General features: G+C 71.4%; 11 protein-coding genes. 10 read left to right on the top strand and 1 reads right to left on the bottom strand.

The window, feature by feature from the left end:
* Positions 1-1534, top strand: a 1534-nt coding sequence (locus FOE67_RS04780) for an MDR family MFS transporter (protein ID WP_182660751.1), incomplete at its 5' end; no start/stop codon positions are given.
* Positions 1535-1753: 219 nt separating this feature from the next.
* Here the strand turns inward: FOE67_RS04780 and FOE67_RS04775 are convergent.
* Positions 1754-2158 carry a VOC family protein gene (locus tag FOE67_RS04775; RefSeq protein ID WP_182660750.1) on the bottom strand — a complete coding sequence of 135 codons (405 nt, stop codon included), beginning with the start codon at positions 2156-2158 and terminating at the stop codon, positions 1754-1756.
* A 258-nt stretch (positions 2159-2416) separates the two neighbouring features.
* Between FOE67_RS04775 and FOE67_RS04770 the strand changes: the two genes are divergently transcribed.
* The 9 genes from FOE67_RS04770 (at position 2417) to FOE67_RS04730 (ending at position 13274) form a co-directional block, all read left to right on the top strand.
* Positions 2417-3763, top strand: coding sequence for a salicylate synthase (locus FOE67_RS04770; protein WP_182660748.1), 1347 nt, complete (start codon positions 2417-2419; stop codon positions 3761-3763).
* Complete coding sequence (locus tag FOE67_RS04765; protein WP_182660746.1) at positions 3760-4839, top strand: ketoacyl-ACP synthase III family protein; 1080 nt, start codon at positions 3760-3762, stop codon at positions 4837-4839. Before FOE67_RS04770 ends, FOE67_RS04765 begins: the two co-directional genes overlap by 4 nt.
* Positions 4839-6587 carry a (2,3-dihydroxybenzoyl)adenylate synthase gene (locus tag FOE67_RS04760; RefSeq protein ID WP_182660744.1) on the top strand — a complete coding sequence of 583 codons (1749 nt, stop codon included), beginning with the start codon at positions 4839-4841 and terminating at the stop codon, positions 6585-6587. The genes FOE67_RS04765 and FOE67_RS04760 overlap by 1 nt, the downstream gene beginning before the upstream one ends.
* 6 nt (positions 6588-6593) lie before the next feature.
* On the top strand, positions 6594-6908 hold the full coding sequence (locus FOE67_RS04755; protein ID WP_182660742.1) for a phosphopantetheine-binding protein: 315 nt from the start codon (positions 6594-6596) through the stop codon (positions 6906-6908).
* A complete protein-coding gene (locus tag FOE67_RS04750; protein ID WP_182660740.1) occupies positions 6905-8440 on the top strand; it encodes an amidohydrolase family protein in 1536 nt (511 codons plus the stop codon). The genes FOE67_RS04755 and FOE67_RS04750 overlap by 4 nt, the downstream gene beginning before the upstream one ends.
* Entirely contained in the window at positions 8437-9297 is an 861-nt protein-coding gene (locus FOE67_RS04745; protein WP_182660738.1) for a 2,3-dihydro-2,3-dihydroxybenzoate dehydrogenase, read from the top strand. Before FOE67_RS04750 ends, FOE67_RS04745 begins: the two co-directional genes overlap by 4 nt.
* Before the next feature lie 144 nt (positions 9298-9441).
* Positions 9442-10167: an isochorismatase family protein gene (locus tag FOE67_RS04740; RefSeq protein WP_182660736.1), complete on the top strand. Its 726-nt coding sequence runs from the start codon at positions 9442-9444 to the stop codon at positions 10165-10167.
* A complete protein-coding gene (locus tag FOE67_RS04735) occupies positions 10167-12128 on the top strand; it encodes an anthranilate synthase family protein (RefSeq protein ID WP_182660734.1) in 1962 nt (653 codons plus the stop codon). The genes FOE67_RS04740 and FOE67_RS04735 overlap by 1 nt, the downstream gene beginning before the upstream one ends.
* Before the next feature lie 117 nt (positions 12129-12245).
* Positions 12246-13274: a ketoacyl-ACP synthase III family protein gene (locus tag FOE67_RS04730; RefSeq protein ID WP_182660732.1), complete on the top strand. Its 1029-nt coding sequence runs from the start codon at positions 12246-12248 to the stop codon at positions 13272-13274.
* Positions 13275-13450: the final 176 nt, after the last annotated feature.

Here is a 13450-nt window from a genome sequence, read left to right as displayed (position 1 = left end):
TTGCAGCTTCGTCGGAAGCGTCCGATGTGTATACGAGACAGTCCCCCTGCTCCTCGGCGCCCTGCTCCTGACCAGCGCCATGTCCATGCTGGACCAGTCGATCGTGGCGACCGCCGGCCCGAGCCTGGCCGCGGACCTGGGCGCCATGCACCTGTACAGCTGGACGTTCACCGCCTACATGCTCACTTTCGCCATGGCCATGCCCGTTTACGGGAAGCTTGGGGATCTTTTGGGGAGACGGAGCGTCTACCTGGCGGCCATCGCCCTGTTCGTACTCGGCTCGGTGGCCTGCGGCATGGCCACCTCGATGGAACAACTGATCGTCTTCCGGGCGCTCCAGGGACTGGGGGGAGGGGGCCTCCAGGTCGGGGCCTTCGCCGTGCTCGGCGATCTCCTGCCCCCCCGACAGCGGGCCCACTACCAGGGTTGGTTCGCCGGCGTCATGATCATCGCCAACCTGTCGGGTCCACCGGTCGGCGGCCTGCTGACCGACCTCCTCGGTTGGCAGTGGATCTTCTACGTCAACGTTCCGATCGGCATCGTGGCCTTCATCGGCCTCCGACTCCTGCTGCCCGCCGGGCCCCGAGCGGACTCCCGCCCGCCCTTCGACCTTCCCGGCCTCGCCCTGCTGACCGGCCTGATCTGCTGCCTGGTCCTGTTGACCGACCTGGCCGGCCGCCACGGTTGGGCCCACCCCGCGGTCCTGCCGCTCGCGATCACCGCCGCCCCGGCACTTCTGCTGTGGCTGCGCGTCGAACGGCGCGCGTCCGACCCCGCGGTCCCCCTCGACCTCTTCTCCCGGCGGCCCTTCGCCATCGCGGTCGCCGTCGCCTTCGCCGTCAGCTTCGCCTTCTTCGGCTGCGTGAGCTTCGTTCCGCTGTTCCTCCAGATGGCCGCAGGGGTCAGCCCCACCGGCACGGGACTGCTGTTCCTCCCGGCCATGGCCGGGATGGCCCTGGCCACCATGCTGGTCGGCCGGTCCATCGGCAGGTCCGGTCGGTACAAGTGGTTTCCGGTGATCGGCACCGCCCTGGCCCTCGTCGCGACCGGGACACTGGCCCTCGCCTCCCCGGACACCGGCCTGCCGTTCATCGGTCTGCTGCTGACCGTGCTGGGCATCGGAGTCGGCATGTCCTCCCAGGTCACCACGGTGATCGCGCAGAGCGCCGCCCCACGGCGGCACATGGGGGTGAGCACCTCGACCGTCGGACTGGCCCGCAACCTGGGGGTCGCCTTCGGCGTCGCCGTGCTCGGCGCCCTGGTCAACGCGCGGATCACCGCCGAAGCGGCCCACCGTCTGCCGTCGGAACTCGCGGACCGGATCCTCTCCGGACACCTCTCCCCCGGCGAGGTGTCCGGACTCGGCGCCCGGGAGACCGCCGCGGTGGCCGAGGTGTACGGCGAGGCGCTGTCCTCCGCCTTCCTGGCGGCCTGCCCCCTCCTTCTGGCGGCGCTGGTGCTGGCCCTGCTGCTTCCGGACGAGCGCCTGGCCGCGCGCGGCCCGGGGGGAGCGGGCAGGGCCTCCCGCCCGTAACGGTATCGAGTCGCGTCCGAGAGGCCCTTGAGGTCGGAGTGCCACGGTGGGGTCGGGTCCGCGACACGGCCTGACGCGGTTCGCCCCGGGGGCGTTGGCCGTGATGTTCCCTGTGGAACGGACATTCGCCCCCGTACGCCCGCCCCCGCCGCCGGTTCGCCCCGGCGACGGGGGCGGGTCCGTGCGCCCGCCCCCGGCCGAGGCCGGCCCACCCCGGGATCAGCCGCGGGAGGCGAGGACCTCCAGGTAGTGGCTGTTCTCCATGACGCCGAGCACGTTTCCGAAGGGGTCGGTGACACAGCCGGCGACGAAGCCCTCACCGAACTCGCGAACCGGCTCGTGCTCCCGGGCGCCGAGGGACAACAGCCGCGCCACGACGGCACGGACGTCGTCCACGGCCCAGTACACGATGGGGCCGCCGGTACCGGCGGTGTCGTGGTCCCCGAGGTCTCGGAGGTACGCGCTGTCCATCAGCCCCAACTCGTGCTGGTAGTCGCCGATGCGGAACTCCGCGTACCCCGGGCGTTCGAAATACGGCTCGACACCGAGCAGTTCGGTGTACCACCGCTTCGCGGCGTCCAGGTCCCCGACATGGAACCTGGCGGTGGTCAGCCCTCGCAGCATGGGGCGCTCCTCATGTGTCGCGGTCAGCACCGCCGGTTGGGTGGCGGCGCACGATGCCCAACGCCGCGCGGACGCGTCGGTTACGAACCGTCGCGCCTTTCACACGGGGTGCGACCGGGAGGGCGGTGTGATCCGTCCTCCCGTGGCACGTCCGGGGCTTGGCACTCCGATCAGTAGCGCTGATCGGCGGTTCGTGGCCCCGGAGATGTTACCTCCGTAATCTTTTTGAAGGTAACAGTCTCACGAGAGGGCACCCAGATGATCACCACCGCCTCACGCCACTACTACGAAACCCAACTGCCGCTCTCCGAAGACCCGCTGCTCATCGCGGCACGTCTCGCCGACTCGGGTCTGCACGAGTCGTACGTCGTCTACGAGAACAACGGGAGCTGGTCCTACGCGGGTGGGGTCCGCGCCGAACTCACCCTGGACCGGGACGGCGCCCGACTCACCCAGGAAGGACTGCCCGACTCCGAGTTGCCGTGGAGCGATCAGCCGCTACGGCTGGTCTCCGAGCTGCTCGCCGAGGTCGAGGTGCCCAACTGGCGGGCCTACGGCTGGGCCGCGTTCGAACTTTCGTACGCCAAGAACGGCGACCGTGCCCACCTCGGCACCGGCCGGCTGATGCAGCTGGTGGTGCCCGGAGCCGAGGTCCGCTTCGGTGCCGGCCACGCCCTGCTGCGCGCCGCCGACCAGGAGACCCTGGAGGCCCTGGTGAGGACCGTGATCACCCCCGGGTCGGGAAACGCCCCCCGACCCGAGCCGTTGGACGTGTACGCCACCGACGGCACGCGCTACCGGGAGGCGGTCCGCCACACGGTCGACGCGATCAACGCGGGTGAACTGCACAAGGTGATCCTGTCCCGGGTCGTCGAGGTGCCCGGCGAGATCGACCTGACCGCCACCTATGTGGCCGGGCGCCGGGGGAACAACCCCGCCCGCTCTTTCATGCTCAACCTGGGGGGCACCGAGGCGATCGGCTTCAGCCCCGAGATCGTCGTGCAGGTCTCCGAGGACGGCCGGGTGGTCAGCCAGCCGCTGGCCGGCACCCGCGCGCTGACCGGCGACACACTGGTGAACGAGAGTCTGCGGGCGGATCTGTTCGGCTCGCCGAAGGAGGTCTACGAACACGCCATCTCGGTCAAGACCGGGGCGGACGAGTTGCTGGACGTGTGCGTCGAGGGCTCCGTGGAGGTACCGGAGTTCATGGCGATCCGGGAGCGCGGCAGTGTGCAGCACCTCGCCTCCCGGGTCGCCGGCCGGCTCGCGCCCGACAGCGGGGCGTGGGACGCGTTCGGTGCGGTGTTCCCGGCCGTGACCGCCTCGGGCGTGCCCAAGGAGGCCGCCTACGAGTCGATACGCCGCCACGAGCCCGAGGCTCGTGGCCTGTACAGCGGAGCGGTTCTCACCGTGGACCACAGCGGGACGATGGACGCCGCGCTGGTGCTGCGAAGCGCGTATCGCAGGGACGGCCGTACATGGCTGCGGGCCGGTGCCGGGATCGTCGGACATTCCACCCCGGAACGGGAGTTCGAGGAGACCTGCGAGAAGTTGGACAGCGTCGCCCGGTACCTGGTGCCGGCCGACCCGGGGACACGGTCATGAGGGTCGAGGCCGAGATCCACCTCGCGGGCATCGGCAGTTGGCTGCCGGAGGCGGTGGGGACCGATGAGGCCGTGGCCCGGGGCTGGTACGGGTCCGCCCAACGGAAATCCTCCGGGATGCGCGCGGTACGGGTCGCCGGCGCGGTACCCGCCCCCGAGATGGCGGTACGGGCCGCCGAGATCGCGGTACGACGCGCGACGGCGAGCGGGTTGACGGCGGACGACTACGGCGCGCTGCTGCACTGCGCCACCTACCACCAGGGGCCCGACGGTTGGTCCGCACCGCACTACGTGCTGCGCCACACCATCGATCGACCGATCGGCGCCGCACAGATCGGCCCCGGGTGCACGGGCATGCTGACCGCCCTGGAGTCGGCCGCGCACCGACTGGTCGCGGACCCGTCGGCGGACGCGGTACTGCTCACCTCCGCCGACAACTTCTCGCCGGATGTGGTGGACCGCTGGAACTCCTCGAAGCTCTTCCTGCTCGCCGACGGCGGAGCGGCCGCGGTGGTGTCCCGGCGACCCGGTTTCGCCCGGTTGCTCTCCACCGGGGTGGCCTCGGCACCCGCGCTGGAGGAGCTGCACCGTGCGGGTGAACAGCTCTTCCCGCCCGGTATCACTCTCGGCAGATCGCTCAACTTCGAGGAGCGCAACGCCTTTGCGCGCCGGCAGTGGGAGCGGGGGAGCGCGGGGCCCTCGGTCCACTTCGGCGAGGTGGTCGCCGAGACGGTGCATCGGGTCGTGGCGGAAGCCGGTACGGAGCCGGAGAAACTCACCCGGATCTGCCACACCGGATACGCGGAGGGGGCGCTGCACAGCATCTATCTCGATCCACTGGACCTCGAACCGGAGATCGGCACCCGGGACCTCACCCGCGACATCGGCCATGTCGGCGCGGCCGACCCGTTCATCGGTCTGGATCGGCTGTGGTCCCGGGGCGAGGTGGTGCCCGGTGATCGTGTGCTGCTGCTCGCGGCCGGCCCCGGCATGGAGGTCGCCTGCGCGGTCCTGGAGATCACCGCCCGCCCCGACAAGATCGCCCACGCCACCACGGATGAGGAGAGTCGACGGTGATGCTCGAGGACTGCACGCCATGGCCCGCCGCGACGGCCGCGCGCTATCGCCGCGAAGGGATCTGGCTCGGCACGGACCTGGGCTCGCTGCCCCGGGCCTGGGCGCGGGCGTACGGCACGGACACCGCGTTGGTCGCGGGTGAACAACGGATGAGCTTCCGCGAGTTGGCGGATCGAATCGATCGACGGGCGGCCGGGTTCGTCCGGGCGGGAGTGCGGCCGGGTGACCGAATCGTGCTCCAACTGCCCAATGTTCCGGAGTTCGTGGAGATCGCCTTCGCGCTGTTCCGGATGGGGGCGAAGCCGGTCTTCTCACTCACCTCGCACCGTGCGCAGGAGATACGCCACCTGTGCGAGCTGTCGGGGGCGAAGGGGTACGTGGTGCCCGGAGTGTTCCGAGGCTTCGACCACACCGCGCTGGGACGGCGGATCGCCGCCGAACTTCCCTCCCTGACGAAGGTGTTCGTTCTGGACACGGACGGGGACGCGGACCAGGAGGCCGACGGCGACGGCGACGGCCTGGTCGTACCACTGGGCCGGGTCGACGCGGAGCCGTTCCCGCTCCCCGGCGCCGACCCCTCCGACGTGGCGTTCTTCCTGCTCTCCGGCGGGACGACCGCGCTTCCCAAACTCATCCCCCGGACGCACGACGACTACGCGTACCAGACCCGTACGGTCGCGGAGCTGCTCGGACTGGGACGGGACACGGTGTACCTGGCCGCGCTGCCGGTGGAGTTCAACTTCACCTGGGGCTGCCCCGGGGTGATCGGCACGCTGTCCCGCGGCGGCACGGTGGTCCTGGCACCCGATCCGACGGCGGACGGCTGCTTCCGGCTGATCGAGCGGGAGCGGGTGACCCTGACGTCCGTCGTGCCCACGGTGGCCCGGCTCTGGCTGGAGGAGCGGGAGTGGTCGGACGCCGACCTGTCGAGCCTTCGGGTGCTTCAGATCGGCGGGGCCCGGCTGGAACCGGAGCTGGCCGCGCGGATCACACCCGAGCTCGGGTGCCGGCTCCAACAGGTCTTCGGGATGGCCGAGGGGCTGCTGACGATGTCCCGGCCGGACGATGACGACCACTCCGTCCTGCACACCCAGGGGCAACCGGTCTCCGAGTCCGACGAGGTACTGATCGTCGACGAACACGGGCATCCGGTGCCCCGGGGCGGGACCGGCGAATTGTTGACACGCGGCCCCTACACGCTGCGGGGTTACTACCGGGCGCCGGAGCACAACGCCAGGGCCTTCACCGCGGACGGTTTCTACCGCACCGGCGATGTGGCCGCCATGACCCCCGAGGGGCGGCTGGTGGTCCAGGGGCGGATCAAGGACATCGTCATCCGCGGCGGGGACAAGATCGCGGCCGGCGAGGTGGAGGCACAGCTGGCGACCGTTCCCGGCATCTCGGCGGCGGCGGTGGTGCCGGTGCCGGACGAGTTCATGGGCGAGCGAATCTACGCGTTCCTCGTGAGCCGGGGGGAGCAGCCGCCGTTGACCGTGTTGAAGGCTGCCCTGCAGGAACGCGGGCTGGCCGACTTCAAGCTGCCCGACCGGGCCGAGTACGTGGCCCGGCTGCCGCTGACACCGCTCGGGAAGGTCGACAAGAAGGTTCTGGCCGCGGCTGCCGCCGACCCGACGGCGCCCCGTGGTTGGGAGCCGTCCGGACCCACCGGGCGGGCGGTGTCCTCCGTAGGTGCCGGGACGGCCGCGTCCGCGGGCCCGCCGACCGCGCCGTCCATGACGAAAGGGTGAACCCGTATGACCGTCAACTCCCGTGCCGGACAGGGCACGCACCGACCCCGGGTCCGGCCTCGTACCGCTCCGCTCTCCGCGGGGGAACTGCGGGAAGCCGTGGCGGGCGCACTCGGAGTGCCCCCTCGGGAGGTGCCCGACGACGCCCATCTGGTCCATCTCGGCCTGGGGTCGCTGGAAATGATGAGGCTGGTCACGCGCTGGCACCGGCAGGGGGTACCCGCCGACTTCGCCGAGCTGACCGCCGCCCCGACGCTGGCTGCCTGGCAGCGGCACCTGGACGCGGCCTGGGCCGCCCGCACCGCGGGGGTGTCGACATGAGCGCTCTGCTGATCCGCGGCGGCGTGCTCTATCCCGCCGACGCCGCCGCCCGGGTCGTTCCGGGCGGCGCGGTACTCATCGAGGACCGGAAAGTGGTCGCGGCGGGGCCGTTGGCCGAGGTCGAGGCGGCGATCACACCACGCCGGCGGGCCGGGCTGCGCACCATCGAGGCCGACGACCGGATGATCCTCCCCGGTTTCGTCAACGCGCACTGGCACGAGATGTTCGCCATGCGTTTTCCGTTCAAGGGAGCGCTGCGGCCCGCGTCCGACCGGGACGACAGGCCGGTGTTCATGGCCATGGGTGGTGACGTCCCGCAGATCTCCGTCGCCTTCGACACCTTCCACGACCATATCGACCGACTGACGCCCGACGAGGCGCTGGCCATCGCCCGCTACTCGATGTGGACCCAGTTGCGCTCGGGTGTCACGGCGCTGGGCGATGTCGGCTCGCTGAACCAGCCCCGGGCGCTGGCGCAGGCCGCCCGGGACCTGGGGATGCGCTGCACCGTGAGCACCTGGGCCGCAGACGCGGTGTGTGCTCCCGGGGACGGTCACCACACCCGCACCCGGGACACCGATCTGGAGCTGCAGCGCATCGAGGAGTTGCTGAAGGAGTGCGCCGCCGACCCCGGGGGCCTGGTACGGGCCTGGCCCACCGCTGTCTACGGCACCAACATGACCGACGAACTGGCTTTTGGTTTGGCCGAGTTGACCGCCCGCTACGACGTGCCGTTCGCCACTCACGTGGGAGCGCTGCGCCACGAGGCGGAGGTGATGCTCGCCTACTACGGAGCCACCCCGGTGCGCCGGTTCGCCGAGGCCGGATTACTGTCCGAACGCTTCATGGCGGTGCACTGCGGCTTCGCCGACCCCGGGGAGCGGGCGCTGCTGATCGACGCGGGCGCACACATCAGCCATTCACCCGCCAAGTACGGCCAGACCGGTGAGTCCACCATTTCGGAGACCCGGATGATCCCGGAGTTCCGGCGGGCGGGTCTCGACGTGTCGGTGTCGACGGACGGCGCCGCGCTGCCGGTGGGCGGTATGCCGGAGGCGATGCGGGCGGTGTGGCAGCACTACAACGAGATGTACGCCGACCCCACCGAGGTGCTGCCGACCGACGCCCTGGCCATGGCCACCAGACTGCCCGCACGCGGCCTGGACCTGGGCGAACACATCGGGAGCCTGGAACCGGGAAAGCAGGCCGATCTGCTTCTGGTGCGAACCGACGACTGGCGCTACCTGCTCAACCCCCGACCGTTGGAGGGCTTCCTCTCGCTCGGCGGGTCGATGGACATCGACACGGTGATCGTCGCCGGCCGGATCCTGATCGAGGACGGTCACTCCACCCGGCTCGACGAAGAAGTGCTGGAGGCGGAGTACCTGGAGGCGCTGTCCTCCTTCACGGTGCGCTGTCTGGGCGTCCCCGCCGAAACGGTTCGGGCGCGGTTGGCGAGGCGGGCGGAAACCCTGCACCGCCGCCGCCGGGCGGTCGCGGCCCAGCGGAACGGCAGGAGGCAGAGCTCATGACGAGGACACCTCACACCACGGCGACCGACCCCGCGCACCCGGCGGCCGGCGGAATCCTCCCGTTCCCACCCGGCCGTACGGCCCTGGTGACCGGCGCGGCGGGCGGCATCGGCGCCGCCGTGGCCCGCGCGCTGGCGCACGCCGGAGTCGGGGTCGCGGCACTGGACACCGAAGGGACGGCGCTGGACGCGCTGGTCAAGGAACTCCGCGAGACGGCGGGCCGGGCACTGGCGCTCGCCGTGGACATCCGCTCGAGCGATCTGGTCGACCGGGCCGTGGAGCGCGCGGAGGAGGAACTGGGTCCGCTGGACTACCTGGTGAACGCCGCCGGCGTGTTGCGATCCGGCCCGGTCCTCGGATACAGCGATCAGGATTGGGAGTTGACCTTCGACGTCAACGTCGGTGGGGTCTTCCATGTCAGCCGGGCCGTCACCCGGCGGATGGTCCGGCGCGGCTCGGGCGCGGTGGTGACCGTCGCGTCGAACGCGGCGCGGGTCCCCCGTTGGGACATGGCCGCGTACGCGGCGTCCAAAGCCGCGGCAACCAGCTTCACCCGCACCCTGGGCCTGGAACTGGCCCGGCACGGCATCCGCTGCAACATCGTCGCCCCCGGTTCGACCGAGACGGCGATGCTCACCTCGCTGTACGCGGGCGCCCCGGACGGTGACAGCGCGCGGGAGGCGGCCCGCCACTCCGTCGACGGGTCGCCGGCCACGTACCGGGTCGGCATTCCGCTCGGCAGGCTCGCCCAACCCGAGGACATCGCGCACGCGGTCCTCTTCCTGCTCTCCGAGCAGGCCTCGCAGATCACCCTGCACGACCTGGTGGTCGACGGCGGTGCCGCACTCGGCGCCTGACGGCCCCCACCGGCCCGCCCCCGGCACACCGGCCCGACCGCCGGAAGCGGCCGGCCACCGATCGACCGTTCGCCCCGGTGACACGTCCCCGGCCCATGCCGGCTGTTCCGGGACGTGTACCCCTTCCCTCTTCCGGAGATCACGATGGCCATACCCATGATCGACGCGTACCCCATGCCGAGGGAGGACGAGCTCCCCCGCAACGCCGCTCCCTGGACGATCGACCCCGACCGGGCGGTCCTGCTCGTCCACGACCTGCAGCACTACTTCCTGAATCCCTTCGGATACGGCCAACCGGCCACGGGACGTCAGCCGTTGACGGACCTGATGAACAACACACGGGCGCTGCGCGACCGGTTCGCGGCGATCGGCGCCCCCGTTGTCTACACCGCCCAGCCGGGCGGCATGAGCGACCGGGAACGCGGGTTGCTCAAGGACATCTGGGGCGCGGGAATGAGCGCCGACGAGGAGCAGCGCGCGATCCCCGACCGGATCGCCCCAGCCCCCGGGGACACGGTGCTCACCAAGTGGCGGCCCAGCGCCTTCTGCCGGACCGGACTGCTGGAGCTGATGCGGGAGCGGGGCCGCGATCAACTGGTGATCTGCGGGGTCTACGCGCACGTCGGCATCCTCATGACCGCGCACGAGGGGTTCTCCCACGACATCGAGACCTTCGTGGTGAGCGACGCGATCGCGGACTTCTCCGCCCTGCACCATCGAAAGACCCTGGAGTACGTCGCGGGCCGCTGCTCGGTCACACTGCCGACCCGGGTGGCGCTCACCGCTCTGGGGTCGGTCGCGCACCGCCGGGAGACCCGGCCCTTCGACGGACCGCCGGTGCCGGCCGCCGCACACCGGGGGGACATCTGATGGAGACCTCCTCACCGCTGTCCAGGGTGCTGGGCACCGACCCGCCTCCCTTCGCCCTGCTGCACCGGCCCGGTGCGACCGATCCGGGGAAGATCGACCTGCTGATCGGGGAGGTCGACTCATGTGAGCTGATCGCGGACATTCCCCTGTCGGAGACGGACCCGGGTTCGAGCGAGGACACCGGTGCCCGGCACGAGGTGCTCGCCCTGCTGCCCTACCGGCAGATCCGCGAACGAGGCTTCGCCTGTCCGGACGACGGCGCTCCGCTGCTCACGTTGCGCGTGGACGAGCAGGCGGTGTTGCCGTTCGACGAGGTCCTGGCCCGGTTGCCGGACCTGCCCATCGACATGGACGAAGGTCGTTTCGACGCCGACGACGAGGAGTACGCGGCGCGGGTGCGCCGCGTGGTCGCCGAGGAGATCGGCCGGGGCGCGGGCGCCAACTTCGTCCTCAAGCGGTCGTTCCTGGCGCGTGTCTCCGGCTGGTCGACCCGCACCGCGCTGTCCTTCTTCCGTCGGCTGGCCGGGCGCGACCCCGGCAGCCACTGGTCGTTCCTGGTGTACACCGGTGATCGCACGTTCGTGGGTGCCTCGCCGGAGCGACACGTCAGCCTGGACGCGTCCCGACTGGTGATGAACCCCATCAGCGGCACCTACCGCTATCCGGCGCAGGGCCCCGACCCGGGCGAGGTGCTCGACTTCCTGGCCGACCCCAAGGAGGCCAACGAGCTCTACATGGTGCTGGACGAGGAACTCAAGATGATGGGCCGGGTGTGCGACCTGGGCGGCCGGGTGACCGGGCCGGCGTTGAAGGAGATGGGCCGGCTCGCGCACACCGAGTACCTGATCGAGGGGCACAGCTCCCTGGACGTGAGGGAGATCCTGCGGGAGACGCTGCTGGCCCCCACGGTCACCGGTGGTCCGCTGGAGAGCGCCTGCGAGGTGATCAGCCGCCACGAACCCGAGGGGCGGGGCCACTACGCCGGCGTCGCGGCGCTGATCGGCCGCGACGCCGACGGTGCCCGCCGGATGGATTCGGCCATCCTCATCCGCACCGCCGAGATCGACGCGGACGGTCGGGTACGCATCCCCGTGGGGGCGACGCTCGTACGGGACTCCGATCCGGCCGGGGAGGCCGAGGAGACCCGGGCGAAGGCGGCCGGCCTGATCGAGGCGTTGCGCGCCCCGACCGGCGGCGGGGGACCGGTGCGACGCCGCGGGAGGCCGCTGGCCGCGCATCCCGAGGTGGCCGCCGCCCTCCTGGCGCGGAACACGCCGCTGGCCGGCTTCTGGTTCGAGCAACCGCACCGGCGCTCCAAGCCGCTGCCGCCGCTGCTCGGCCGTCGGGTGCTGGTGATCGACGCGGAGGACGCGTTCACCGCGATGGCCGGACACCTGCTCCGGTCACAGGGCCTCCGGGTGGAGGTACGGCGGCACGATGAGCCGTTCGAGCCGGACGCGTACGACGTGGTGATCGTGGGTCCCGGACCCGGCGACCCACGGGAGCCGGACGACCCGAAGATCGCCCGGTTGCGCGGGGTGACCACCGACCTCCTGCGCCGGGGCACCCCGTTCCTGTCCGTCTGTCTGGGGCACCAGGTGCTCAGCACACTCCTGGGGTTGCCGCTGGTCCGGCGGCCGGTGCCCGGTCAGGGCGTACAGCGCACGATCGAGTGCTTCGGCCGCACGGAGCCGGTGGGCTTCTACAACACCTTCGCCGCGCACAGCCCGCGGGACACCTTCACCTGCCCGGAGCGGAAGGGCGTGGTGCGGGTGTACCGGGAGCCGTGCGGCGAGGTACACGCGTTGCGCGGGCCCGGTTTCGCCTCGGTGCAGTTCCATCCGGCGTCGGTGCTGACGCGGCGCGGCCCCGAGTTGCTGGGGGAACTGATCGCCGAACTACTCGGAGAGGTAACCGCCGGGAATCGACGGGCCGTTGCCCCGGAGATGCTACCTGCATAACGTTTTCACCGGTAACACGAGGGTCTCCTCTCCGGCCGTGACCGGCACCCCTCGCTCCCCTCTGCCACTCCTCCTCGTCGGCCCGTCGGTCGACGCATCCCGGAAAGGACCCGTCCGATGCGCTTCGACAACATCTGGATCGCCGGCACCGGAGGCACCCTCGGCGCCCTCGAACCGGTCGCGGTGGCGGTGGCCGAGGGGGCGTACTCCCCCGACGCCGCCGAGAGCACCGGCATGACCAGCTACGCGCGCTCCGAGGAGGCACCGCCCCACATGGCGGTCACCGCGGGCCGGTTGGCGATCAAGGAGGCCCGGGAGCGGGGGATCGTGGTGGGCCCGGACACCGTGCACCTGCACAGTCACGGGCACTTCCAGGGCATCGACATGTGGCCGGCCGCCTGCTGGATCGCCCGGGAGTTGCTCGGCGGCACGCTCGACACGATGCCGATGACGGTGAACGCCTGGTCCAACGGTTCGCTGGCCACGCTCGACGTGGCCGCCGCGACCCTGACCGCCCGCCCGGAGGTGCCATCCGCGCTGATCACCATGGCGGACCGCTTCGCCCCGCCCGCCGACCGCTGGCACACCTCGCCCGGCATGGTCTTCGGTGACGGCGCCGCGGCCGGGGTGGTCACCCGTGACAGCGGGCGGATGCGGCTGCGGTCGTTGGTGAGCCGTACCGACACCGTGCTGGAGGGCCTGTCGCGTGGCACGGAGCCGTTCCGTACCGCGCCCGAGGGGTGGCAGCCCGACATGCGGCGTCGAACCCGGGAGTTCCTGGCCACCGGTGAGATCTCGCTGAAGGACGTGTTCACCAGGACCGCCGAGTGCACCCGGGCCGTGGTGGACCGGGCGCTGGCGGAGGCCGGGGTCGGTCCCGACGAGGTCGACTGGTTCCTGACGCCGTTCGTCGGTCGCACGCTCCACCACGACAGCTTCGTCCGCCCCCTGCCCGACCTCCGTCCGCGCAACACCCTGCGGGAGCTCGGCCTCACCATCGGCCACCTCGGTCCCTGCGACCAGTTGTACGGCCTCGACCACCTGCTCCGGAACGAGCTGCTGAACCCCGGCGACCGGGTCCTGGTGCTCGGCACCGGCATGGGGTTCACCTTCTCCGCCGCCGTCCTCACGGCAGACGGCCTCTGACCGGTCCCCGGCCGACGCCCCACCCGGTCCGGCAACCCCGGCCGATCGCTCACGCACACCTGTCCCGCACCATCCGCCCAAGGAACGGAAGAGACCACATGAGCCTCGACACCGCGTACCTGGCCCCGGTGCCGCCGAGCCCCGGTTCCCGGACGGCACCGCCCCCGATCCCGGCC

Origin of the sequence: Streptomyces calidiresistens, assembly GCF_014141525.1 — a bacterium.
Classification (GTDB): Bacteria; Actinomycetota; Actinomycetes; order Streptomycetales; family Streptomycetaceae; genus Streptomyces; species Streptomyces calidiresistens.
This window is presented reverse-complemented; position numbering and strand designations above follow the sequence as displayed.